Source organism: Luminiphilus sp. nBUS_07, from assembly GCF_051201685.1.
Lineage (GTDB): Bacteria > Pseudomonadota > Gammaproteobacteria > Pseudomonadales > Halieaceae > Luminiphilus.
The window spans coordinates 2,979,936-3,004,968 of the sequence record NZ_CP179213.1; the positions used below are offsets into that span (position 1 = coordinate 2,979,936).

Annotated in this window: 23 protein-coding genes; 13 read left to right on the forward strand and 10 right to left on the reverse strand. The window is 53.5% G+C overall.

Features of this window, described 5'->3' with window-relative positions; genetic code table 11:
* Position 1: 1 nt before the first annotated feature.
* The gene (locus ACMAZB_RS13295) at positions 2–1,207 is read right to left on the reverse strand and encodes an efflux RND transporter periplasmic adaptor subunit (protein WP_435217828.1); all 1,206 of its coding nucleotides are present in this window, start codon (positions 1,205–1,207) and stop codon (positions 2–4) included.
* 219 nt (positions 1,208–1,426) lie between these two features.
* Between ACMAZB_RS13295 and ACMAZB_RS13300 the strand changes: the two genes are divergently transcribed.
* From ACMAZB_RS13300 to ACMAZB_RS13310, 3 genes are all read left to right on the forward strand, one after another.
* Positions 1,427–1,948, forward strand: coding sequence for a hypothetical protein (locus ACMAZB_RS13300; RefSeq protein ID WP_435212593.1), 522 nt, complete (start codon positions 1,427–1,429; stop codon positions 1,946–1,948).
* A gap of 176 nt (positions 1,949–2,124) precedes the next feature.
* Entirely contained in the window at positions 2,125–2,808 is a 684-nt protein-coding gene (locus ACMAZB_RS13305) for a TetR/AcrR family transcriptional regulator (RefSeq protein WP_435212595.1), read from the forward strand.
* Positions 2,809–2,861: 53 nt separating this feature from the next.
* Positions 2,862–3,341 (forward strand): peroxiredoxin, encoded by a 480-nt coding sequence (locus tag ACMAZB_RS13310; protein WP_435217830.1) that lies wholly within the window; start codon positions 2,862–2,864, stop codon positions 3,339–3,341.
* 85 nt (positions 3,342–3,426) lie between these two features.
* Here ACMAZB_RS13310 and ACMAZB_RS13315 read toward each other — a convergent pair whose 3' ends face one another.
* Positions 3,427–4,755 carry an SLC13 family permease gene (locus ACMAZB_RS13315; RefSeq protein WP_435217832.1) on the reverse strand — a complete coding sequence of 443 codons (1,329 nt, stop codon included), beginning with the start codon at positions 4,753–4,755 and terminating at the stop codon, positions 3,427–3,429.
* 122 nt (positions 4,756–4,877) lie between these two features.
* Between ACMAZB_RS13315 and moaA the strand changes: the two genes are divergently transcribed.
* Genes moaA through ACMAZB_RS13335 form a run of 4 tightly spaced genes read left to right on the forward strand, consistent with a single transcriptional unit; the run spans position 4,878 to position 10,150 of the window.
* Positions 4,878–5,891, forward strand: a complete 1,014-nt coding sequence (gene moaA, locus ACMAZB_RS13320) for a GTP 3',8-cyclase MoaA (protein ID WP_435217834.1) — start codon at positions 4,878–4,880, stop codon at positions 5,889–5,891.
* A gap of 17 nt (positions 5,892–5,908) precedes the next feature.
* Positions 5,909–6,850 (forward strand): AAA family ATPase, encoded by a 942-nt coding sequence (locus tag ACMAZB_RS13325; protein WP_435212601.1) that lies wholly within the window; start codon positions 5,909–5,911, stop codon positions 6,848–6,850.
* Positions 6,847–8,298, forward strand: a complete 1,452-nt coding sequence (locus tag ACMAZB_RS13330; RefSeq protein WP_435217836.1) for a VWA domain-containing protein — start codon at positions 6,847–6,849, stop codon at positions 8,296–8,298. The genes ACMAZB_RS13325 and ACMAZB_RS13330 overlap by 4 nt, the downstream gene beginning before the upstream one ends.
* A 58-nt stretch (positions 8,299–8,356) precedes the next feature.
* A complete protein-coding gene (locus ACMAZB_RS13335; protein ID WP_435217838.1) occupies positions 8,357–10,150 on the forward strand; it encodes a DUF1631 family protein in 1,794 nt (597 codons plus the stop codon).
* A gap of 16 nt (positions 10,151–10,166) precedes the next feature.
* Here the strand turns inward: ACMAZB_RS13335 and ACMAZB_RS13340 are convergent, their stop codons facing one another.
* The gene (locus ACMAZB_RS13340; protein WP_435217840.1) at positions 10,167–11,276 is read right to left on the reverse strand and encodes a PilT/PilU family type 4a pilus ATPase; all 1,110 of its coding nucleotides are present in this window, start codon (positions 11,274–11,276) and stop codon (positions 10,167–10,169) included.
* A 153-nt stretch (positions 11,277–11,429) separates the two neighbouring features.
* On the opposite strand from ACMAZB_RS13340, the gene gshA reads away from it, so the two are divergent.
* Complete coding sequence (gene gshA / locus ACMAZB_RS13345; protein ID WP_435217842.1) at positions 11,430–12,488, forward strand: glutamate--cysteine ligase; 1,059 nt, start codon at positions 11,430–11,432, stop codon at positions 12,486–12,488.
* Positions 12,479–13,021 (forward strand): hypothetical protein, encoded by a 543-nt coding sequence (locus ACMAZB_RS13350; protein ID WP_435217844.1) that lies wholly within the window; start codon positions 12,479–12,481, stop codon positions 13,019–13,021. The genes gshA and ACMAZB_RS13350 overlap by 10 nt, the downstream gene beginning before the upstream one ends.
* Before the next feature lie 226 nt (positions 13,022–13,247).
* Here ACMAZB_RS13350 and ACMAZB_RS13355 read toward each other — a convergent pair whose 3' ends face one another.
* From ACMAZB_RS13355 to ACMAZB_RS13365, 3 genes are all read right to left on the reverse strand, one after another.
* Positions 13,248–14,021: an FKBP-type peptidyl-prolyl cis-trans isomerase gene (locus ACMAZB_RS13355; protein ID WP_435217846.1), complete on the reverse strand. Its 774-nt coding sequence runs from the start codon at positions 14,019–14,021 to the stop codon at positions 13,248–13,250.
* Positions 14,022–14,120: 99 nt separating this feature from the next.
* Complete coding sequence (locus ACMAZB_RS13360) at positions 14,121–14,609, reverse strand: TIGR02444 family protein (protein WP_435217848.1); 489 nt, start codon at positions 14,607–14,609, stop codon at positions 14,121–14,123.
* Positions 14,596–14,916, reverse strand: coding sequence for a GIY-YIG nuclease family protein (locus tag ACMAZB_RS13365; protein WP_435217850.1), 321 nt, complete (start codon positions 14,914–14,916; stop codon positions 14,596–14,598). Before ACMAZB_RS13365 ends, ACMAZB_RS13360 begins: the two co-directional genes overlap by 14 nt.
* Before the next feature lie 39 nt (positions 14,917–14,955).
* Here ACMAZB_RS13365 and trxA point away from each other — a divergent pair, with 39 nt between their 5' ends.
* The 3 genes from trxA (at position 14,956) to ubiD (ending at position 18,828) form a co-directional block, all read left to right on the forward strand.
* Entirely contained in the window at positions 14,956–15,282 is a 327-nt protein-coding gene (trxA, locus tag ACMAZB_RS13370) for a thioredoxin TrxA (RefSeq protein WP_435212617.1), read from the forward strand.
* A 682-nt stretch (positions 15,283–15,964) separates the two neighbouring features.
* Positions 15,965–17,233, forward strand: coding sequence for a transcription termination factor Rho (gene rho / locus ACMAZB_RS13375; RefSeq protein ID WP_435216041.1), 1,269 nt, complete (start codon positions 15,965–15,967; stop codon positions 17,231–17,233).
* A gap of 95 nt (positions 17,234–17,328) precedes the next feature.
* A complete protein-coding gene (gene ubiD / locus ACMAZB_RS13380) occupies positions 17,329–18,828 on the forward strand; it encodes a 4-hydroxy-3-polyprenylbenzoate decarboxylase (RefSeq protein ID WP_435217852.1) in 1,500 nt (499 codons plus the stop codon).
* Between the two features lie 18 nt (positions 18,829–18,846).
* Here ubiD and ACMAZB_RS13385 read toward each other — a convergent pair whose 3' ends face one another.
* From ACMAZB_RS13385 to hemC, 3 genes are read right to left on the reverse strand one after another with little or no spacing between them, the layout of a single operon-like run.
* The gene (locus ACMAZB_RS13385) at positions 18,847–20,079 is read right to left on the reverse strand and encodes a heme biosynthesis HemY N-terminal domain-containing protein (RefSeq protein ID WP_435217854.1); all 1,233 of its coding nucleotides are present in this window, start codon (positions 20,077–20,079) and stop codon (positions 18,847–18,849) included.
* 2 nt (positions 20,080–20,081) lie between these two features.
* Positions 20,082–22,064, reverse strand: a complete 1,983-nt coding sequence (locus tag ACMAZB_RS13390) for a uroporphyrinogen-III C-methyltransferase (RefSeq protein ID WP_435217856.1) — start codon at positions 22,062–22,064, stop codon at positions 20,082–20,084.
* Entirely contained in the window at positions 22,061–22,969 is a 909-nt protein-coding gene (gene hemC / locus ACMAZB_RS13395) for a hydroxymethylbilane synthase (RefSeq protein ID WP_435216043.1), read from the reverse strand. The genes ACMAZB_RS13390 and hemC overlap by 4 nt, the downstream gene beginning before the upstream one ends.
* 130 nt (positions 22,970–23,099) lie before the next feature.
* Between hemC and argH the strand changes: the two genes are divergently transcribed.
* A complete protein-coding gene (gene argH, locus ACMAZB_RS13400; protein WP_435217858.1) occupies positions 23,100–24,509 on the forward strand; it encodes an argininosuccinate lyase in 1,410 nt (469 codons plus the stop codon).
* A gap of 144 nt (positions 24,510–24,653) precedes the next feature.
* Here argH and cyaY read toward each other — a convergent pair whose 3' ends face one another.
* Complete coding sequence (gene cyaY, locus ACMAZB_RS13405) at positions 24,654–24,974, reverse strand: iron donor protein CyaY (RefSeq protein ID WP_435212627.1); 321 nt, start codon at positions 24,972–24,974, stop codon at positions 24,654–24,656.
* Positions 24,975–25,033: the final 59 nt, after the last annotated feature.

Genomic DNA, 25,033 nt, shown 5'->3' on the forward strand with positions numbered 1-25,033 from the left:
ACTAGCTATCCCCCAAAGCAACAGCAGTCCCAGAAACCTCAACAGTGAGGCCTGCAACCAACAGTCCTGTCTGAGCGCGAACAACGCGGCTTCCCAGAGTGAGACCAGAGACCCAAGCCCACTGCTCGGTCCGGCGTTGTACCGTCACAGACTGGCGATCAAGCTTGTCGCCTTTGCCAACGACCAAGACGGTGTTGTCCGAGCGCAGCGCTGACGCCGGTAATTGCACCAAGTCAGGCATTGGGGGGGTGGGTATTTCAGCTCGAACAAACATACCTGGCGTTAGTGGGGGGCGCCCCGAGGCTGCTGAGTCAAAAGGCTGCAGCACCTCAGCAATAGCATTGACTGTTCTGGACTGCCTATCTACCACCGCCTGAACCCTTTTAATTTGAGCCTGCCACTGCCACTCGCGTCCGCCAAAATCAGTGCTAAGTGTGACCGGAGTAGCCAAAGCCACATTGGCATTCATCGGCAATTTTAGTGCCGCCAGCTGACTGTCATTTAAGGGTAAGGCGACATCAACGATATCGGTCGCGTAAATTTCGGCGACCGCCGTCCCGGGTGCAATATACTGCCCTAGATCTACGCGTTTAGATTCAATGCGACCACTAAAAGGCGCCCGAATCTCGGTTCTAGACAGCGCTAATTGGGCGGCGGACAAATCTGCCACCGCCGCCTTCAATGCCGCCTCAGCGGCTTTCATCTGCGGCTGCCGCAGGAACAATGCGTTGGCTTCAACGGTCCCTAGCTCGCGCCATTCACGCTTCGCTTGCCGGTTTCTGCCGCGCTCCTCGGCAAGTCGCTGCTCTGCCGCAGCGACTTGCGACTCAGCCCTAGCGATCGCAAACTCGTAGTCTGCTTGCTCAAGCTGCAGTAGCGTGTCGCCCGCATCAAAAAACGCACCTTCTTCAAATTGGCCTGCTACCGTCGCTACTTTGCCCGCGACCTCGGCCACTAAGCTGATCCGCCGTCGCGCCTCAACAGTGCCCTGTGTGTTTACCGCTAGAGAAATTGCCGAAGGCTGAGCGTAGAGCACCGATACCACAGGCCTTAGAGGTTCTGGGGGCACGTTGGCCACGGGCGCTGGCTTTCCGGTCAGAACCAGGCCCGAAACCAGCAGGCCCATGCCTGTGATCAATGCAGCAATCAGAAACTTTTTAATTGTCAGGCGTTGCCGGCCTGGGCTCTGCGTAGAGTTTGTTGTCACTATCATTACCATCGCTAAATATGTGTACCGATAAACAAAGCGCGCATTGCTTTGTTTTTAACACCACTTATACGCACCCATCAGGGATTTACGTCTGTTAAAAATTAACTAATTTTTTAGAAAGTATTTTCTAATTACAAAGGCGATTCTTGCCGGGTTGGGTATGCAAGCACACCGCTTACACCCTTTAAGTTAATGTTTAAAACGGAGAGATTTATCATGGCTGACACTAAAGCTACCCCTAAAGCACGCAAGACACCGGCCAAGAAGTCTGTTGCGAGCAAGAAAATTGCGCCCAAGAAAGCCGCTGCTAAAAAACCAGCTGCCAAGAAGGCACCCGCCAAGGCTGCAACAGCGAAAACACGCGCCAAGCGCCCAGCTGCTGCTAGCAAAGCCGCTTCTCGTGATCTACGCGCCGTGGCTGTTGAAACCAGTCGCAATGCACTGCGCGCTGGTCTGGGCGTTTACGGCATGGCCTACGATCAAATGCTCGAGCAACTGGAAATGTTACAAAGCCAGGTAGACGATGCCCAGGGCAAGCTCAATGAGCGTCGCAAGCAAGCTGAAGCTGTTTACGAAACTCTCGTAAAGCGCGGCACCGCTGTCGAAAAAGATGCTCTTAAAGCCTTCGAAGATCTGGAGCTAGACGCTCTCACCGACCGAACCATGCTCGACGAGCAAATGAGCAAGGCTAAAGCGCGATTTGATGATCTGCGCGCTAAGGTGACCAAAACTGCATAAACCCAGTCCTGCAGAGTTCAGGGAGGCGCTGCCTCCCTTTTTTTGGCTTAAAAATCGCCGACTTCCAGCGACTCAGCGATCAAAAACTCGGCGCCAGCACAGGGCCGGAGCGGACTCCGCTGAACAGCTAAGGTAAGCTGCCTGTCATACTTCTTGGCAAGCCTTAGGAGCCTGCTGTGACTGTGAAGACCCCAGAACACATTCTAGAAACCACGAGGTCTCTGTTTAACGCTCGCGGAGAGGGCTCAGTGACGGCCTCTGACGTCGCACTGGAGTTGGGGATCAGCACGGGTAACCTTTACTACCATTTCAAAGGCAAAGAAGCGCTACATCTTGCGCTCTTCGCCAAAATGCAGCGAGAAATGGTTGTTCTCATGGGGCCTGCCGTTCAGCCTCCGGGATTGTTTACCGGCGATCGGTCGACTACTTCCATAGAAACCAGCTGGCTGTTCCTGACCGTCATTTTAGAAAAAATGCTGAAATATCGCTATTTGTATGAGAATCCCCGTGGTGTCATGGCGCGCTTTACTGACATAGATCGCGGCTTTCGACGGTTACTAAGAATGAAACAGAAAGTTTGCGGAAACATAGCCGAAGAACTTATTCCGATTGCTGGCAGAGACACAGACCCCCAATTAGCGACAGTCACTAATACGATGACACTGTGCATGAACTGCTGGCTTAGTTACGACCCCATACTCAACCCTCAAGATCCCGAAGCTTTGTTAGTTCACCGCGGCGTTCTACAAATCTTGTCTCACTGCGCACCCTACCTCGGGAATGAACAACGCAACTTCTACAATATTTGCGAGCAACTTTACCAACAAATGGTCGACGAGGAGGCCACCCCACTGGACTGATCCGCCGGTATACGTTACAAAACACGCCCGTTTTATTTATTCAGGAAAATCCTATGACAATTGCAATCGGCGATACCATCCCTGCAGCCAATCTCATGGTGATGGGCGAAAGTGGCCCAGGCGGCGTAACCACCAGCGAACTGTTCGATGGAAAAAAAGTACTTCTTTTTGCCGTGCCCGGAGCATTCACCCCCGGCTGTTCCATGACTCACCTACCCGGCTACGTAGCCCATGCCGATCAAATCAAAGCCGCCGGCATAGATAGCATCATCTGTTTGTCAGTTAACGATGCCTTTGTCATGGGAGCTTGGGGCGAGGCACACAATGCCGACCACATAACAATGCTGGCTGACGGTAATGGTGAGCTCACCAGCAAGCTTGGTTTAGAGCTTGATGGCAGCGGATTTGGGCTGGGCACACGTTCGCAACGCTATGCCATGGTTGTCGACAACGGCACTGTGACGCACCTCAACATCGAAGAAGGTCCCGGTGTGGACGTGAGTTCCGCTGAGACCATGCTAGCGCAGCTGTAAATCAGCCGTAGCCATCGTTCGGGACGTTTACCACGCGAACGATGGCTATCTACGCAGCGTCATTGCCTTAATGATGCCCTCGTTGCTACTGCGGCAGCAGCCACCATAACCCCAACGACACTACAAATGCTCCCACTAGGTTGAGCAGCAGACCCTCCCGAAACATTGTGCTTATAGCGACCCTGTCGGTACCGTAGATCACGGCGTTTGGGGCCGTCGCTACGGGCAACATAAAGGCGCAGCTGGCACTCATCGCGGCCGGCACCATCAGCAATAAAGGCTCCACTCCCGCGGCAATCGCAGCAGCGGCCAAGATTGGCATTAACAGCGCCGTTGTCGCCGTATTGGAAGTGGCTTCGGTCATGAAAGTCACCGCAAGGCAGACGAACAGCAGCATGAGATAGATCGGCAAGTTAGCCAATGCCGCCAGAGCCTCGCCGGCGAACGCCGAGAGGCCCGACGCCACAAAAGCGCTCGCCAGGCAAATACCCCCTGCAAACAACAATAAAACCCCCCAAGGAATACCGGCAGCTGTCTGCCAGGTAATCAGCGGCGCTCCTTCATCATCTCGTGACATAAATAAAACGATCACCGCCAAAAAGGCCACTGAAGCATCGTTGGCACTAGGTACACCCAGCAGCTCTCGCCAGCCGCCAAAAGGCTGTGCCCGCGTCATCCACATAAAGGCTGTGACACCAAAGATCATGAAAACCCTTTTTTCAGCACTGTGCCATGCCTTTGCATCGGGCAGGGTCACCTTGATTTTTTCAGGCAAAGATCGAGTCAACCAAAGCGCCGCAACGGCAATCATAGTCGCGACAATTGGCACCCCCCATGACATCCACTGGATAAAGCCAATGGTCAGCCCCGTTGTATCCTCGTACACCTGCATAAAAATTAAATTGGGCGGCGTACCAATCGGGGTCCCCATCCCCCCGATAGAACATGACCAAGCCAGGCCAAGTAACAGCGGTGCGGCCAAGCGCTCCTTCTGTTCGGCACTATCGAGAACCGCCAATGCAACCGGCAGCAGCATCAACACAGTGGCAGTATTGGAAACCCACATGCTCAATACCGCACCCGAAACCATAAAACCCAGCACCAAACGACGGGGGCTGTCCGACCCCACCAGGCGAATGACGCCTAGGGCTACCCGCTCATGGGCGCCGGTAGACTCCATCCCACGGGATAGAATAAAGGCGCCCAACAACAGTAAAATAAGGGGCGAGCCATAGGCAGCCCCCGTTTGAGCTGGGGTAAGCACCCCAAACATCGGCATCAAAGCAAGGGGTAATAAAGACGTAACGGGAATGGGTATGGGCTTGAAAATCCACCAGACTATGCACAAGGTGGCCGTCACTGACGTGACAACCATGTCCTGAGAAAGCCCGTAATGAAGCTCTAGCAATGCCATCAGGGCTGCCAGAATAAGGCCGGGAACAACGGATGTGTTTGGGTTTAGCACTTTTTAATTTAAACGCCCGATTAACGAATACTCGATACTGAATCACAGCTAAGAAAGTGTAAACTCTCGCGATGACTCAAAGCACTCCCCTACAATTAATTGACAGCTTTAATCGCCGCATTGATTACGTGCGCCTGTCGGTAACCGATCGGTGTGACTTCCGCTGCACCTACTGTATGGCAGAAGAAATGACGTTTTTGCCCCGCAGCAAGGTACTCAGCCTCGAGGAAATCGCGCGTATTGCGCGGGTATTTGTCCAATTAGGCGTTGCTAAGCTTCGTGTGACTGGTGGCGAGCCTTTAGTGCGCAGAGACGTCACCACGCTGTTTCAGGAGTTGGGGTCACTGCGGTCCGAAGATGGGCTGAAAGAGCTAGCCGTCACCACTAACGGCAGTCAACTGGTGCGCTTCGCCCCTGCGTTACGAGCTGCCGGCGTGACCACCCTCAACATTAGCCTGGACACTCTAGATGCTGCGCGGTTTCGGGCATTGACGCGAACGGGCACTCTTGAAGACGTCATCGCTGGTATTGACGCAGCCAGAGAACAAGATTTCCCCCGAATACGCCTCAATGCGGTGGTTTTACGCGGTAGTAACGAGGGCGACATACGGCCCCTACTCGACTTCGCCTTGAATCGCGGTCTCGATATCGCTTTCATCGAGGAGATGCCTCTAGGGCAAGTCAACCTCGCAGGGAAGCCTCTTGAATACCTGTCTAGCGACACCATCCTTAGCGAGGTGAAGCAACACTACAATCTCAATAGCGAAGCCACACCTGAACACAGCGGGCCCGCCCGGTACTGGCGGGTCGATGGTTCATCGAGCCGTATGGGCCTAATATCGCCCCACAGCAATAATTTCTGCGCCAGCTGTAATCGGTTACGAGTGACTGCTGAGGGGCAACTCCTTCTGTGCCTAGGCAATGAACACTCCATCAGCCTGCGCGACCTGCTTCGTGACGGCGCTAGCGATTTTGAACTGAGTAGCGCGATTGTTGCGGCATTAAATGACAAGCCCGAGCAACACGTTTTTGACCAACCAGACCAACCCCAAATCATGCGCTTCATGAATGCTTCGGGCGGCTGAACACTTAGGATATAAACTTGGACACCACCTTATACCCCCAACTCGATGACGTGAATGCCATCAGCACCGCCTTTGGTGAAGCTGGCTACATTTGCACGCCTAGAATCGCTACGGTCGTTTACCTTGCTGCAGCACTCAACAAACCGATTTTGGTTGAAGGCCCCCCCGGGGTTGGTAAAACTGAATTGGCTAAAACCTGTGCCGAGGTAATCGCAAAGCCTTTAGTCAGGCTTCAATGCTACGAGGGGCTGGATGAGGCAAAAGCGCTGTACGAGTGGAAGTATGGCAAACAGCTGCTTTACACCCAAATACTCAAGGAGCAATTAGGCGACATCCTCGATGGCGCAAAAGGCCTCAAAGAATCGATACAACGCCTACACAGCACCGGCGATGTTTTTTATGCCAAAGAATTCCTCGAGCCACGCCCGCTGCTGCGCGCTATGGAGCAAGATGATGGCGCAGTTTTACTCATCGATGAAATCGATAAAGCCGATTTCGAATTTGAATCCTTACTACTGGAAGTGCTATCTGACTATCAAATATCCATCCCAGAGATAGGCACGATTCAAGCGCGTTCTAAGCCCATGGTATTCCTAACCAGTAACGATACCCGGGATTTATCGGACGCTCTCAAGCGCCGCTGTTTGCATTTACACATTCCATTTCCGTCCATCGAACTAGAAGGTCGCATTGTTACGGCCCGGGTACCCGATCTTGAAAGTCACCTCAGCGATCAATTGGTCCGTTTTGTACACGCCATCCGCGAGCTGGATTTAAAAAAGGCGCCGGCTATCTCCGAAACACTAGACTGGGCTAGAAGTCTGGTGCTACTGCACGCCAACCAACTCGATGCGGGTTTAGTCCACGACACCTTAAATGTGCTGCTCAAGTACGAGGAGGACATCGTGGAGGCTGAAGGCCAGCTGGGCAAACTTTTGAAAATTGCAGATGGCTTATGACCCCAGGCACTGGAAGCTCTCAGCTACTGGCGTTCATAAAGTTCCTTCGTAGCAAAGATGTTCCCGTTTCCCCCGCCGATACCCTAGATGCGGTGCACGCTGCAGGGCTTTTGGGCTATGAGGATCGCACGAAGCTAAGAGACGGTCTCGCCGCTGTGTTGGCGAAGAGTACCTTTGAACAATCAGCTTACTTAGAAGCTTTTGATCTTTTTTTTGCACCCCAGCACCCTGACGATAAAACCTCAGGGGGCCCAGAGGCAGAAAATAGCGCTTCAGAATCTACGCAAACCGACGCTCAAGATAACCCCTCGACGAGTACTGAATCGACACCGAGCTTAGAGGATCTGCTGCAGAACCCTTCAGCACAGGACGATCCAACCCTTGCCGGCCTCATGAGCTCAGACCTCATGAATGCCCTACAAGACGGTGACGAAAGCGCACTGGCTATGGCGATTGAAGCCGCTGCCGAAGCCGCCAGAATCGATGAGATACGCCTGTTCACCCAGCGAGGTCAATTCACCCGAAAACTGCTTGATGCTCTGGGTGAGACCGCCTTGCGGGATGCCGCGATCGAACTTGAAGGTAACCAACCGAAAGCCTTTCAGGAAATTCAACGACTAAGAGAGAGCCTCCGCCACCGGGCCCGTGATCGCGTTGAGCGTGCCTATCTGGTCCACGCCGCCGGCGATACCGAAGACTTTTTGGATGAGGCCCTATCAGAAGTTAGGCTGGCCAATATCAGCCCTCATCAGATGGCGAGAATGCGCAAGTTAATGGATCGGATGGCCCGAAAATTAGCGAGTCGACACGGTAGACGGCGACGGAAAAAGCGTCGCGGCCAGCTTAACGTTCCGATGACACTGCGGGCCTCTGTAGCGACAGACGGCATTCCTTTTAATACCCATTGGCGGCAGATACAGAAAAAAAGACCCCAGGTAATGGCTATCTGCGACGTAAGCGGCTCAGTTGCAACCTACGCTAAGTTTTTGCTGATGTTCCTTTATGCCCTGCAAGACGTGCTGCCACGCACACGCAGCTTCGCTTTTTCTAGCTCACTGGGCGAGGTCACCGACTGGTTCAGCGAACTTTCTGTTGAAGAAGCCGTGTCTCGAGTAAATCGCGTGTACGGCGGTGCCACAGATTATGCTCGTGCTCTGTCCGATTTTAGTGACCTGGCCCTGCAAGACATTAACAAAGCCACCACTGTGATCATTCTGGGGGATGCACGGAACAATAACTCCGACCTCAGGCTAGACCTGTTGGCAGAGATCAAGGCGAAATGTAAGCGTCTTATCTGGTTGAATCCCGAGCCTAGACTGGCCTGGGGAACCGGCGACTCGGCTATGCTGCCCGTTACACAGCACTGTCACCTAGCGACAGAATGTAATAACCTCAAGCAACTGGAACGTATTATCGACACTTTACTGTCAGCAATGCATGGGAATTAGAACGCCAAATTAGTGCCCGAGCATACTGTGCCGAAACCGAATGGACGTGGGGTGAGCAGTGAGCAATCAGGAAACCACCAAGGACGGTGGGAGGTTACCGCTAACGCGGTCGCTAGAGGCAAAGGTGCTCGCTAACTACACCGGCGAGGCCTTTCAGGACGGTCTGAGGGCTGCCGACCTAATCCCCACACTAGCGCAACTTAACTCCGATCAACCCAACCTACTCAATGCACTTAGTGAGGTGGGCAGTGAATGCCTAGACCGAGACAGTCTGGCCACGCTCTGCTGGATTGACGCCACCTTTACATGCTGGGAAAACAGAGCCACATTGGCTCCCGAAATGCAGCAACTGGTGAATCGTTGTCGACCTCTAGCCGCGGCGTTTGCACTAACAGACTCTCGTTTTTTTACTCCTGGAGGCCATGGTTTACACCGCCTTCTCGACGTTTTTTACGATTTCGCCAGAGGTTGGCATAGCGGTCTAGGTAACGCCGGGCTCAAAATGCTAACGACGGCATCAGATGCTGTAGACCGTATTAATGATGACTTCCCCAGCGAGGCACGGGTTGATGAGACTCGGATTTTTTTAGAACAAAAAATACACGACCACCAGACACACCTTGAAAAACTCGACGCCCTTCTTTTGCAACGGGAATTGGCCAGCTTGGGAAATGATGCCACTCAACAAGCCGCGGCGTGGCTCATTAACACGGCTATAAGCCAAACGGCATTGCCGGAGTCTGTCGCCCAATTTATCGCGTCAGATTGGTACGCGAGTGGGGTGTGTATTGCGCAAGCACAAGGCTTTGAAAGCCCAGAGTGGCGCACATTTATGGATACGACCCAGCTTTTGGTCGATGCCGTTCAACCGGTGAATCCAAACAATGGTGCCGAGCTGCACCGGCTGTACATGGCCATGCAGCAAATTTCGATCACCCTATCAAAGCAATTAGTCAGTTTACAGGGCGATACTGTGGCCATCGCAGACGCCGTTGGCTTGATTGAATATGCCATGCTGCGAAATTTGCGTGGAGAGGACCTGGCATTACAACATATCGATTGCGTGATAGGGAGTGTGGGTGAGAGCCTGCCAATTACCTCCGACGACCTTAAAGCATTGAACCTGCTTCCCGGTCACTGGTTCTTAATGCAGACCCCAGAGCAGACGGTACGGCTTCGCTTTGCAGGCACACTCATCAACAACCACTTCCTGCTTTTTATGGACCCACTTGGAAACCGGGCGCTGCGCCGATCACTGGTTGAATTCCGATCATTAATGACCTCAGGCGAAGCCCGCTGCCTAGAGGCCCAAGATAGCTTCTGTCTGGCAATGACCGATGCCATCGAGCTGCACCAACACAGCAAAATCCATTCCCCCCCCCAATCTGAGCCTCAATTCAGTAACGCTGAGAGCCGATCAACCCCACTTGATCAGCCCAACCCGCTCGGAGATCAATGCGTTGCAAACACACACGATGCCCCGAGCGGGAATAAAGCCCCTGAGCAAAGGCCGGCACCGTTACAAACCCCAAAAAAGCCGGCTCCGCGGTTCAACGAGAGCCATTACGATAGCGATGCGATCGTGAAACTACAGATCCCGATGGGTACCTGGCTGGGATTCCATGATCGGGACCCACCCTTGATGGCAAAAATCGTCGCCTGTGATTTGGACAAGAACAGTTATATTTTTACCAATAGGGATGGCATCAAGATTCGGGAGCTTACTGTTCCCCAGCTTGTTGCACTCATTGATAGGGATATGGTGGACATCCTAGAGCGAAAAACCAACTTTCGTGAATCTGTCAGCCAACTGTTTCAACAACAGGAACGCCTTGAACCCCACACACGATGACCCGGCAAAACTGGCCTCAGTTAATATCCTCCAGTGACAACCCACCGGTTTCTCCTAAGCTGCCATCGTCCTTGGCCAGTTTAAATCGCAGTCTCAAGTTATTGCCGGAATCTGCATTTTTCAGCGCCTCTTCCTCGGTAATCTTTCCCGCCTTTACTAAATCAAAGAGCGCCTTATCAAAGGTTTTCATTCCAATATTTTCAGACTTTTCCATCATCTCCTTAATACCCGCAATTTCCCCGCGAATAATCAATTCCTGAATACTGGGGGTACCCAGTAAAATTTCGACAGCGGCTGCGCGCCCACCATCTTTTGCGGGTAGGAGACGCTGGGATACAAAAGCGCGCAAATTTAGAGACAAATCTAACAACAATTGCGAACGCTTCGCTTCAGGGAAAAAGTTGATAATACGGTCTAAGGCCTGATTTGCGTTGTTGGCATGCAGCGTTGAAATACATAGGTGCCCCGTTTCGGCAAAAGAGATCGCTTGCTCCATGGTCTCACGATCACGAATTTCTCCAATCAGAATTGCATCCGGTGCCTGCCGTAAGGTGTTTTTCAGCGCGTTATGCCAGCTTCGGGTATCCACTCCGACCTCGCGCTGATTGACGATAGAACGCTTATGCCGATGTACAAACTCAATAGGATCTTCGATAGTGACAATGTGCCCAGCATTATTGGCATTGCGGTAATCGATCAAGGCCGCCAGAGATGTTGATTTTCCCGACCCGGTAGCGCCGACAAAAAGTAGAAGCCCCCTTTTTTCCATAATGAGTTCAGTAAGCAGCGGCGGCAGCCCCAAATCTTCCCAGTTCGGAATGTCCGTCACGATATGTCTCGCAACAATGGACACTTGGTTACGCTGATTGAAAACATTGACCCTGAAACGCCCCACGCCCGATATCGAGACGGCAAGATTGAGCTCCAACTCATTACGAAACTCTTCCCGCTGGGTGTCGTCCATAATTTCGTCAGCGATGACCGCAATTTCACCGGGTTTTAATACCTCTGCAGCAACGGGCCTCAATTGCCCATCAAATTTTGCACAGGGTGGCGCGCCCGTACTGAGAAAGAGGTCTGACCCCCCTTGCTCTGCTAAAATCGTTAACCAAGCTTCAATTTTCATGCCCCACCTCCATGTCGGCCAAATTCCATTGAGACTTTTTGCTCTCCGTCTGTACCCCGACGAAGCCAGCACTTACACTTGCAACGCTATTAAACCTGACTGGCGCCTTTAATACATCCCAAAGCGCCGCTGTCTCTGGAGACTTAGACGCCCTTGGACTTACCCCTGACTGCTAAATACGACCTCGTTTCAGGCTCTGGCAAACACTTGTTGGCCGGTATTTGCCGGGGTATAGAAAAAGAAGGGCTGCGCGTTAATGCGTCTACGGGAATGCTTGCCCAAAGCCCGCATCCACCGACACTGGGGTCTGCACTCACACACCCCTCTATTACCACTGACTATTCCGAGTCACTTTTAGAATTTATTACACCAGTGGCCCACGATGTCGAGCTCACACTGGCCCAACTTGATGCAATACACAGGTTTACCGCTTCGCAATTGAACGGCGAGCTGATCTGGGGCGCTAGCATGCCGTGCATCGTTGCTGGCGATCGCAGTATCCCGATTGCCCACTATGGCACTTCAAATGTGGGGCAAATGAAGCGTGTTTATCGAAATGGCCTTGGCGTTCGTTACGGGCGAATGATGCAGGCCATTGCGGGAATCCACTACAACTTTTCAATGCCCGAAGCATTTTGGCGAGCAGCCTGGGAGCGTGAGGGCAGCAAGGGATCACTCAAAGATTTCCAAACCGCCGGCTATTTAGGGCTGATAAGAAACTTTTTCGATCGCGCATGGTTACTCATTTATTTGTTGGGAGCCTCACCGGCAGTTTGTGCCAGCTTTCTAGCGGGCAATCGCGAACACCCCTTAGTCCCCTTCGATGCTAGCGGCACTAGCCTTTACATGCCCAACGCTACTTCGCTGCGGATGGGTGATTTGGGTTACACCAGCAACGCCCAATCCAGCCTCAATGTTTGCTACAACAATCTTGAAAATTATTTGGCAACGCTCAGCAGCGCCATCGTCACGCCACATGCTGACTATGCACAATTTGACGTTACCGAGACTGGCGAGCAAGCACAGCTCAATGACTCTTTGCTGCAAATTGAAAATGAGTTCTACAGTCCCATACGACCCAAGCGGGTTGCCCAATCAGGGGAAGCCCCTGTTATCGCCCTTAAACGCGGCGGTATCGAATACATCGAAATTCGCTGTATCGACATAAATCCCTTCTTGCCCTGGGAATCGATGCCGAGACCATGCGGTTAATCGATGTGTTTCTTGTCGACGCCATCCTGTCGCAGAGCCCACTTTGTAATGAAGACGGACAACGGCGCAATCAGGAAAATCTGCGCCGGGTTGTTAACGAGGGCCGCTCCCCTGAAGTGCGGCTACTGACGCCTGAGGGCGATCAACCCCTAAAGCTTGTTGCCCATCGACTGCTCGACAGTATGTCCAAAACAGCAGAGACCATGGATGCCGAGGCAGGTTCAAACCTGCACCAGCAGGCAGTCAAAGCTGCCTACGCACGAATCGCCGATCCTGAACTCACACCGTCGGGGCGGGTTCTACGAGAGATGCGCGACACGAACACTCCTTTCTGGCAATTAGCGCTCAATTACTCCAAGCAGTGGCAGAAAGACTTTTTAGCGGCGCCACTGGGCCCTATTGAAACAGCTGAATTTCAGACCGCGACAGAGGTTTCATTGCATCAGCAGAAAGCCATGGAGCAAGACAGCAAAGAGTCCTTTCAGACGTATCTCGATCGATTTTACAGCCAGTACAACGCGGTAAAAGACTGATCAACACCTCGCAGAATTCCCCGGCAGCCGAGGAGTTCTCGAGAATCTGCAAAATGGCTCCCCGCATCTGTCTATTTAGTGGGCCGCGCTGGGAAAAACCTGCTCTGCAAGAGGCCATTGGGCCTTTACCCCCACTGCAGGAAAACCCCCCAAAAAAAACCCGGTCAGTGAGACCGGGCTTCTGTCGTGCGCTTGTTACGCCGCTATGCTCAGCGCATGACGGTTTTTATGACTCTGAAGCAACGATAGCGACCAGCTCAACATCAAAAATAAGCGTGGCGTTTGGGCCAATAACTTGCCCAGCACCACCGGCTCCGTAGGCAAGATCACTGGGAATGTACAACTTGTAGGTCGCACCTTCTTGCATCAGCTGCAGCGCTTCGGTCCAGCCAGCAATCACTTGCGTGACGCCAAAAGTCACGGTTTGGCCGCGATCGTAAGAACTATCAAATACGGTCCCGTCAATCAGCGTACCTCGGTAGTGAACCTCCACCTGGTCGTCTACACCCGGAGTCGCACCGGTGCCTGCTTTCACGACTTCATATTGAAGTCCTGATTCGGTCACTGTGACACCCTCACGCTGAGCGTTTTCAGCGAGGAAAGCCGCTCCAGCTTCTGAATTTCCTTCAGATAAAACCGCTTGCTCACCCGCACGCTCGGCTTCCATTTTTTCCTGAAACGCCATCATCTCAGCGGTAATTTCTTCCTCGGTCAGTCGCGCCTCGGCACCGTCAAATGCGTCTCGCATTCCCAGTGCATAAGCATCAACATCCATCGCCATGCCATCCGCGACCATACGCTCACCCATTCGCAGGGCAATACCATAGGATAAACGCTTCTCAGGGGTATCTAGTGTCATGGGGTCGGGCTCCTTAGCCTGTTCCTGACAAGCGGACAAAGCGCCCACCAGAACCGGCGCCATCAAAAAAGTCGCTATGCGACCAGTAGTCATTCGAAACATGGTTTCTTCCTGCAAAAAGTGATCGACGTCTTGTGACATCGGAGAAGGTACCCAGACATTTTAAAGGGAGTATCGCGCTTGTGCCACCGTTAACCTACCACCAAGGGTGACCGGCGCTTAAGGGGCGGTGAATACTGGTTAAGATAATAACGCCCCCAGACCGACTATACGCTGCCGAGGAACTGGTTTCGCGGCAACTGAGAGTGCTATACCAAGGTTATCAATCACCCTCGACTCTTCCATCAAAACTAGCTCACTTGGCCCAAGTACAGCCAAGGATCCAAAATATAGTTCAGCCAAGGCATATTCAGCTTTAAGCTCAAGTCGTTGTAGCTGCTGACGCTGGCTTGCCAGGCCGTCATTTTCACGCCAACCACGGCGCGTGCTACGCAAAGGAATAACCACACCGTCGAGCCAAGGCGCCGCCGTAGTGGCAAGTGCATGCCGGGCCTCAGGGGTCACCGCCCAACCTTGTAGGCCCAGCCAGCCCATCAGTAGCAGCTCCAATACGGTGCACCCATGCTCCTCCTGTAATGCCATCATTTCTGTTGCCACCACTGGATCTGTCCACTGCGCGACTGCCCAGCTCCAAAAAGTATCCACGTTGAGGGTATTAGGGGCCGTCATCTTTTTCCTCTGCGATGAGCCTTTGCTTGTCTTGCCGGGACAGTCGACGTGTCTGGGCTTCAAACTGCTGCGCCTCGCTGCGTGAGCTCGCCGACTTTTTCCATACCAATTCCACCGGCCTTCTGACACGCGTGTAACGCGCACCTCCTGCCAACTCCCCGTTATGCTGCCGCACGCGCCTTAGAAGATTCACCGTGACACCACAGTAAAGCGTGTGGTCCGCGCAGCGCACCAAATACACCCACCAACACGCGGACTCCGAGGGGCATTTTTCATCAGCCCTAGGGGTGCTATTATACTGCGTCATCTACCCACCTAATTTACGTTTCTATTTCAGGGAGTCCCTATGACCCAAAGCATCGTCCATGTCAGCGAAGCCACTTTTGACGCTGAGGTATTGTCTTCAGAGCTACCCGTGTTAGTGGACTTTTGGGCCGAGTGGTGTGGTCCGTGCAAAATGATAGCGCCTATTCTCGACGAACTCGCCACCGAATACGATGGGCGTTTAAAAATTTGTAAGGTTGACGTCGATGCCAACCCCGGCATTCCTGAAAAGTTTGCCATCCGAGGCATTCCAACCTTGATTATCTTCAAAGATGGCAATGCCGTCGAAACCAAAGTCGGGGCGCTAAGCAAATCCCAACTTGCTGCATTTGTCGACGAGTGCCTGTAGCTTTATCCTTTGCTAGCCCCTCTATTGGGGGGCTACACACAACAATGTTTTAAAAAAAGATAGCCAAAGGGGGCTGGACGCTTCCTTTTCGCAGTGCTAGTTTACAGATGTGGCGCGACCAGCCTGGTCCAGCCTTTGTTCCTTTCCAACATTTTTATGCCTCAGGCTACCCACTTAAGTCGGGTGTTTGTGCAAAGCGTCGGATAAGGTCAGACCGTACCTGCAGTGGATTCCTACCACGGCAGCACCTCCTTCTTAATAAATCCGGACTTTACTTGTGGATGAAAACAATAGCTCAATGAGCAACAACGTTGAGGCAGCAAATGCCTCAGAAACACCTGCCGCTACCGAAGCCGCAGCCAAATCGGCCCCTGAGGCTACGGCGAACAAAACAACAGCCGAACCAACCTCCCCCGATGTTGCTGCAGCGAAAGCGAAAGACGCTCCCGATACCGCCGCCAGTGATAGTGCGACGGAGACTGACGCCGACGCAGGGCAAACCAAAACTCTGAAATTAAATCGCACCGAAGGCGCTGAGACATCAAGTCCCGAGCAGCCAACTCCTGAGGCGACTTCAGAAAACACGGAAGCCAGCGAAAAAGACAACGGTGGTAATAACAACCGTAGAGGGCGTAACCGACGACAGCGTCGACGAGAACCCAGCACACCCAGTGCCAACCCATTGAGCTTGACCGAGCTAAAAGATAAGCCCACCCAAGAGCTGATTGATATGGCTCAGGAAATGGGCCTCGAAAATATGGCGCGGTCACGCAAGCAGGATATTATTTTCGCACTGCTCAAGCGTCACGCCAAAAGCGGCGAGGATATTTGGGGCGATGGTGTTCTTGAGATACTGCAAGACGGTTTCGGATTCCTTCGCTCATCGGACTCATCCTACCTCGCCGGCCCCGACGATATTTACGTAAGTCCCAGCCAGATTCGACGATTCAACCTGCGCACGGGCGATACGATTACCGGCATGATCCGCCCGCCAAAAGACTCTGAGCGGTACTTTGCGTTACTGAAAGTAAAAGATGTCAACTTTGAAGTGCCCGAAAGCGCGAAAAGTAAGATCCTCTTCGAAAACTTGACGCCACTCTTTCCCAATGAGCGCCTATCACTCGAAAAAGGCAACGGGTCTACCGAAGACTTGACCGGTAGGATCATCGACCTTGTAGCGCCTATTGGTAAGGGTCAGCGCGGATTATTAGTCGCCCCTCCTAAGGCGGGTAAGACCATCATGATGCAAAACGTAGCGCAGGCGATTATCACGAATAATCCCGAATGCTATGTGATCGTGCTGCTCATTGACGAGCGTCCGGAAGAAGTCACCGAAATGCAGCGTTCGGTGGGCGCCCGGGGAGCCGAAGTTGTGGCCTCGACGTTTGATGAGCCGCCCTCACGGCACGTGCAGGTCGCCGATATGGTGATTGAAAAAGCTAAACGACTGGTTGAACACAAACGCGATGTTGTCATTCTTCTAGATTCTATTACTCGCCTTGCACGTGCCTACAACACCGTTGTACCGAGCTCAGGCAAGGTGTTAACGGGTGGTGTGGACGCCCATGCCCTCGAGCGTCCAAAACGGTTTTTTGGCGCAGCACGAAATATTGAGGAAGGTGGCAGCCTCTCCATTATTGCCACAGCCCTCATCGATACCGGTTCCAAGATGGACGAGGTAATTTATGAAGAGTTCAAAGGCACCGGCAACCTTGAGTTACACCTAGACCGGAAAATAGCCGAGAAGCGAATTTATCCTGCGATTAATATTCGTCGCTCGGGTACCCGCCGAGAGGAACTGCTCACCGGTGAAGATGAACTTCAACGCATGTGGATTCTGCGTAAGTTGCTGCACGGCATGGAAGACCTACCCGCCGTTGAATTTTTGCTGGATAAACTCAAAAACACCAATTCCAACGAAGAATTCTTTAAGTCAATGAAGCGAAAATAAGCGCCGGGGGCAGTAAGCAACAGCCCCTCGCCAGCTGCTATCTTTTGGCCCCTAGCTCCCTAGGGGCATACCAACGCTCCCAGTGAGGACAATTTATGGCCGCACAATTCACCGATTTGCGGGACTTCATTGCCACCCTCGAAGCGGAGGGGCAATTAGTTCGTATTACCGCGGAAGTTGACCCCAACTTGGAAATGACCGAAATCGCCGACCGCACATTGCGGGGCGGTGGGCCCGCTCTCCTGTTCGAAAATCCCAAGGGATACAGCATGCCGGTACTGGCCAACTTGTTTGGTACGGAAACCCGGGTAGCGCGTGGGATGGGAGCAACGTCAACGAGCGCCTTGAGAGAAATCGGTGAGTTATTAGCCTACTTGCGGCAACCCGACCCGCCCAAAGGCATGCGCGACCTCATCGACAAAGCGCCCTTACTCAAAAAGGTCCTGAATATGGGGCCGAAAACCATTAAGCGCCCGCCTTGTCAGGAGGTGGTGCTCGAGGGGGACGCAGTGGACCTAACCACCATCCCGGTTCAAACCTGCTGGCCCGGGGATGTCGCCCCTCTCATCACTTGGCCGCTAGTGATCACACGCGGCCCAGAAAAACCAAGAATGAATCTTGGCATTTACCGGATGCAGCGCCTAGGCCCACGCAAGTTGATCATGCGTTGGCTGTCCCATCGTGGCGGGGCACTCGACTTTAGAGATTGGACACTTAAGCACCCTGGTGAACCCTACCCGGTAGCCATTGCGCTGGGAGCCGACCCGGCGACAACCTTGGGGGCGGTAACACCCGTCCCAGACGCATTGTCCGAATACGCTTTCGCCGGCTTATTACGTGGCAGTAAAACCGAGCTCGCCGAGTGCCTGACCGATCGCTGCAAAGCCAATGATCTTCGCGTTCCAGCTCACGCAGAAATTATTCTTGAGGGATACATAGACCCCAGCGAAGAGGCCGAGGAAGGTCCCTATGGCGACCACACCGGCTACTACAACGAAGTCGAACGCTTTCCCGTGTTTACAGTTGAAAAAATGACGACTCGCAAAAACCCTATCTACCACAGTACTTATACCGGACGCCCACCCGATGAACCTGCAATTTTAGGCGTCGCTCTCAATGAAGTTTTCGTACCACTGCTGCAGAAGCAATTTCCAGAGATCGTCGATTTTTACCTCCCACCTGAGGGTTGCTCTTACCGAATGGCGGTTGTCACGATTCGCAAGGAATACCCCGGACACGCCAAGCGCGTTATGTTGGGAATTTGGTCTTTCCTGCGTCAGTTTATGTACACCAAGTTCATCATTGTCGCTGACGAAGATATTAATGCTCGCTCCTGGGAAGACGTTATCTGGGCGATGACGACAAGAATGGACCCTCGCAGAGACTGCGTATTCATCGACAACACGCCCATCGACTATCTTGACTTTGCATCCCCTGTCCCCGGCCTTGGGTCTAAGGTTGGCATGGATGCAACCAACAAATGGGAAGGTGAGACTGATCGGGAGTGGGGTGAAGCCATCGCTATGGACAGCACTGTAAAAGATCGTATTGACGAGATCTGGCAGGAGCTCAACATCGAGCTCCCGGGACGTTAAAACACTCAGATTGCGTGATTACTGCCCTTCTTTAGAATCGGGCAATGGCACCTCGGGCAGTGGCGCAAGACTCAACCCTACAGCCTCTGCCGACAGAGCACTGGCTCGCTCGTGGTCGCCCCTTGCAGCGCAAAAGCGCGCCAGCTCACAACAGTTTTCAGGGGTAGCCCCTCGCTGATGCGCCTGTTCGAGCCAGGTGCCCGCGGTTTCCCAATCTCCAGCGTGGAGTGCCACTCTAGCTACGGCTAAGAGCAACACTCCATCATGGCTAGGCGCGTCCAGCCATTTTCGAACTATTTTAAGAAGCTTGCGCGGATTGTCAGGGGGAAAGCGCCCCAGAAACGCCACCAGCTCAGGCTGCCAATCTTTTCCCAGCCAGCTAACGATGTGTTTTTCTGCCTCGCCATAACCACAGAGTGTAATCAGGGCATCGAGGTAGCAAATCCTCAGCGGCAATTGCTCGCGCTGCGCACGGGGCATATCACGCCACAGCACCTCGAGGTCCTTAACACTGCCATTCGACTGCTCAGCAATTGACCGGATAAGCGCATGCCAGAGCTCCCCCTCAAGGCCTCTCAGTGCAACGTCTTCTAGTAAGCCGTATTTCCGCAGCTCAGGTAACAGCGGGCGCAGTGCATCCCATTCACCTAAATGCCGGTGAGCTCTTGCCAACAGTGCTAAAACGTAAGGGTGTTTTGCGGCGTTAGCCCGGGCCCGGACTAAAGTTGCCAGCGCCTGCTCGTAGTTACCTGCCGATAACTGAAGTTCCGCCTGCGTTAGCTCAACCGCCACGCCGGCATCTGCCTCAACACTCTCGGCCTTTCCCAGCTGCTCCTTGGCTTCGTCAATGTTCCCCAACCTAAAACTCGCGCGCGCAGCAATAAGATGATTCACCAAAGGGGCATCGCTGTAGCGCGCCGAGCGCAGCAACTGCGTCCGCGCCCGCTCCCAATTTCCCTCGATAAAACTGATGAGACCGCGATTTGTGAGTGCCGTGGCGTTACGACTTTTCCGCTGGCCCATCCAACCGCTCAATACACGCTGGGTACCCCACACTCGCCGAACAGCGCCGAATAAGAGTGCTATCAGCCCCCAGCTGATCAACCACGCTAATAGGGCAAACCAAACACTCGTCTCCACCACCACATCACCGAGACTGGCGTAGACATAACCGCCATCTTGGTCGACCTGATTTACCAGTGCGGCACCCAATATCAGGCCCAAGACTGCCAAGACGATGAATCCACGCATCGTTAGTCGACCTCCGCCGGAGCCGCCACGCCCATGACGTTATCGCCGCTGTCTATCGCTCTGATGGCATCAGCCAACGCAGCGCGAGAGTCCAATAAATCAGGTATTTCAGGCGCGATATTGAGGGCCGCTAGCCCATTGAGCTCGGCGACCATGGCCGCAACCCGATCGGGGTCAGTGTCTGTAAAAACCTCTATGGATGCCCGGGCTCGAGCGACGGCGTGTTGAAACAGGGTCGCGTTGGCAGACAGCGCTGCAATCTGAGCCTGCTCAAGTGACATGCGAAGATTTTGGCGAATCAAATTCTCCCAATCAGGCGTCAGCAGCCCGGCCCGCTCATCGCTACGGCGCTGCACCACGAGGTAACGTGACAATTTATCAAGCGCCGCGCGCCAGCCAGCATTCGCCTGAGACCATAAGCCCTCACTCGCTGGTACTGGGGGCTCTGGTGCCTTGGCAACCCGAACCTGTAATAAAGCGGCCTGCTCAATGAGTGCGGCAAACCGAGCGTATAGACCTACCGAATCAACCCTTGGGGCCACTGCAAGACGCGCTAAGTCGGCAGCAAGCGCTCGCCGTGCGGTGATAAATCGCGGGTCATTGACCTCCATGAGTAAAGCATCTGCATTAGCCAGCAGCGCTTGCGCGGCGTCGATATCTCTAGACACCAGCAACCGCTGTGCCGACAGCCTAACCAAAAAAGCGGCCTCGTTGGCCAACCAAGCCCGTCGATCAGTAGCCGTGAGCCTAGCGAGCCGGATGTCGACTCGCTCAAGACGCTCTGACATCAGTTGGGCCACGCTTTCCTGCTCTAGCAGACGTTGAGATTGCCGCGCTGCTGAGGCTTGCAATGCTGCCGACGTTAACGCCTGAGACTCTGCCATTTGTTGCTCAAACCCCAAAGCAAGCTCACGGGCAAGAGTATCCGGTGAACCCTCTAAAGCGGCCAGTCGAGCGTCGCTGGCTTCAAGCTGTAACATTAATTCTTGATAGCGAGGTAAACCGTAGGCCCAGCCAAGATAAGCACCACCACCGAGCACCAATAGCAGCAACACGAGCAGCGTCCTAGCAAAACGGTCACTGTTGCGTTTGGATGCCGGCGTGCTGACGGGATCAGCCGCAGCGGGTTTCTTCGCAGGTTTGTCCTCGGGTATTGGTGCTAATTCACTGTTAGCGTCATTAGGGCTTTCGGCCACCATACCGTTTTGCTCCTTCAGTGGTTCGTTCAGCCGCGTTTGTTCCTTGATCTGCTGACTTTGCAGGGGCTCAATGGCCGCAAGAAACGAATCATCACCCGCACCGGCTGCCGTGATGATACGGCTCCAACCCAGCCCCGCTGCAATTTTAGCAACACGCTTCGAAGGCACAATCACAGGACTATCTAGCAGGTTGGGCTGACCGCCCCGCCCCAGTAGATCGGTTAATTGTTCAACAATCTCTCCAGAGCTCGCCTGAAAAACCAAGTGTTCCTTTTCACACAACTGCCAGCAAAACTGACCGGCATCAATCTCCGTTGGAGCTCGCCGGTAACACACGTAGCTGACGACCTCGGCTCCTCGCTCACGCAAAGCCTCAGCGAGCAAACCACGGCCACCCTCACCTTTGACGAGAACAATTTGCTTGCCCTTGACGCCGTGCAGAATATCAAGATCCAACAAGCCCTCAGAGTCAGCCTGTGAAGGCACGCTGACATCAAATCCTGCCGAAGATATGGCGCTTGCTGTCGCTCGACCTACCGCCAGAATTGGAGACCCTAGCTCGCGTAACTGTGGCGCTAAATTAGCAAGGCCCTGTTCGACAGCATTCACGCTGATAAAAATACAAATATCACCGGGGTAAAGCGTTATCAGCTCTCTGTCCTCAACAGAAATCGATGCGATGTTGATTAAGGGCTGCACAATGCTGTCAACACCGCGCTGTTCAAGCACGATCCGCAGGGGCTCAACTACCCCCCCGGGCCGTGTCAGGACCGCTGTTAGGGTCACCCTCGCGCGGCCTCGAGCAGTTCCGCTGCACCTCCATCGAGCAAGGCCTGCGCAACCTCTCGACCCAGCTCTTCAGCTTCGGTGCCTCGAGCTTGGGCCTCAAGCACAGAGCTTCCGTCAACGGAACCCACCAATGCCCGCAGCCAAAGCTCATTGTTCTCTTGTACCGCGTAGCTGGCGATCGGAACATCACAACCACCATCCAGCACTCTCACGACTGCGCGCTCAGCAGTGACACATTTGGCCGTGAGGGGGTCGTTCAGGGGTGCTAGCAGCTCAGCCACTCGATCATCATCACTGCGATACTCAATACCGACAGCACCCTGGCCACCGGCAGGTAGTGAAACTTCAGGCTCTATACGCGCGCCGATTCGCGACTCAAAGCCCAACCTCACTAAACCCGCTGTGGCGAGAATAATGGCATCGAACTCACCCGCATCTAGCTTCGCCAATCGGGTATTCACATTGCCTCGTAAAAAGCCAATATCTAAATCAGGGCGTACGCGCCTTATCTGGCAGGCCCTGCGCAAACTCGATGTTCCAAAGCGGGCACCCTCATCAAGCTCAGATAGAGCCGATATACCAACAAGGGCATCTCTCGGATCTTCACGCTCGCAGATAACGCCCAGCGTAAGGCCGGGAGGCAGCGACATGGGTACGTCTTTCATAGAGTGCACTGCGATATCTGCGCGGCCATCGAGCAGTGCTGTTTCTAACTCCTTAACGAACAGCCCTTTCCCCCCGACTTTGTAGAGAGGTTTATCGAGTAATTGATCTCCGCGAGAGGTCATACCCAACAGTTCTACCGTGAGATCCGGATACAGTGCGCGCAGTCGATCTGCGACATAGTTGGCCTGCCAGAGCGCCAACGGGCTCTCTCGGGTGGCAATAACGAGCTTGGACACGAGATACTCCTCAATAAGAGGTTCCAGCTTACCACGGCTTGCGCTGATCCATAGCGCCACAATGCTATACTGGGGCTCGCCCATCAGGCCATTACCCCAACTCAAAGGGGGCTGCATTTCAGGACTGCACATGAGTCAATCCAAAAATTCCGAAGCGACAACCAGCAAACTGTGGGGTGGACGCTTCGCAGAACCCACCGATGCCTTTGTGCAACGCTTTACGGCCTCTGAGGCCTTTGATCGACGATTAGCGTCGCAAGATATCCGTGGATCTCTGGCACACGCCAGAATGCTGTGTGCCCAGAATATATTGTCCCCTGCCGATCTTGCGGAAATTGAAGCGGGCCTGGCCCAAATTTCAGAAGAAATAGCCTTGGGAAGCTTCGAGTGGCGGGTTGATCGGGAAGACGTTCATATGAACATCGAAGCTCGACTTACTGAAATTATCGGCGCCACCGGCAAAAAGTTGCATACAGGCCGTTCACGCAATGATCAGGTTGCCACTGATATTAGGCTTTGGCTGCGCGAGTCGATTGATGCAGTCACCCAACAACTGACCCGCTTACAGCAGGGAATTGTTGAACTTGCGGCTGAGCATTCGGACACCGTCATGCCCGGATTTACCCACCTTCAAGTTGCACAGCCGATTACTTTTGGGCATCACCTGATGGCATGGTATGAAATGCTGGACCGTGACTTTGGTCGGCTCCAAGATTGTCAGGCGCGCTTAAATCAGTGCCCCCTCGGGGCTGCTGCACTGGCAGGCACTACTTTCCCAATCGACCGAATGATGACTTCCGATGCCTTGGGGTTCGAATCTCCCACCCGCAACTCTCTGGACTCTGTTTCAGACCGAGACTTCGCCATCGAATTTACGGCAGCTGCCGCTCTAATAACCACACATTTGTCACGCATGTCGGAAGAGCTCGTACTTTGGACATCGGCCCAATTCGCCTTTATCACCATTCCAGACCGTTTTTGCACCGGCTCCTCCATCATGCCGCAAAAGAAGAATCCTGATGTGCCGGAACTCGTGCGAGGTAAAACCGGGCGGATTAATGGCCACCTTATGGCCCTGCTCACCCTAATGAAGTCCCAACCTCTCGCTTACAACAAAGACAATCAGGAAGATAAAGAGCCTCTTTTTGATACGGTACAAACGCTACACGATTGTTTACGTGCGTTTGCAGACATGGTGCCTGCGCTGACCCCTAACCAAGAGAATATGCGCAACGCAGCATTGGAGGGCTTTGCCACTGCCACCGACCTTGCCGACTACCTTGTGCGGCGCGGAGTCACTTTTCGCGATGCACATGAAGTGGTGGGCAATGCCGTGGCCCATTGCGTTTCTGAGTCCTGCCGCCTTGAGGATCTTTCATTGAGCACGCTACGGGGCTTCTACAACGACATAGACAACGATGTTTTTGATGTCCTCACCCTTGAAGGCTCCGTTGCCGCTCGAGATCACATAGGCGGGACCAGTCCTAGGCAGGTGGCCGCCGCTGCCGCCAGTGCATTAAAGCTTTTAGCATCACGCTAAGGCAATGTGGAGGACCACTCACTAACCCCGCCACAAGGTGACAAGCTCTCCATCCACATTGGCCGAGCGGTATCTGCTGATAATGACTAGGCCTGGGCAACGGATCCCATAAACAAACTAAACAGGGCTAGGGATAACACGCCTTTAATCCCAAGAAAATTCGACCTTTGCGTGTTCACGAAGTTGCTTGGGGAGAAACTCTCTAAAGGCGTCTGCAGTTTTAGTGTCCCGCCAGTCACCAAGCGCGTCATCCCAAACGTAATGAAATCCGCCGCCCGGAGTCGCAAGCCACAGCTGCTCAGTGGGGGGTTGTCGACTAAAAACAAAGACCACGCCATTGGCAAATCGTGCGTTAATGACGCCTTCGGCAACCGACAAATCAGGATCCTCTGGAAGCGCTTCGAGTCGGGTTTCGACGCAGTCAAAGGTCTCGTCGATTCGGTCAAAGTAAATCGTGCTGGTCATTGTCTCTCCTCGGGTTTTGGGCTGAGCGGGCCCCACAGGCCAGTAACACCGTCATAGGG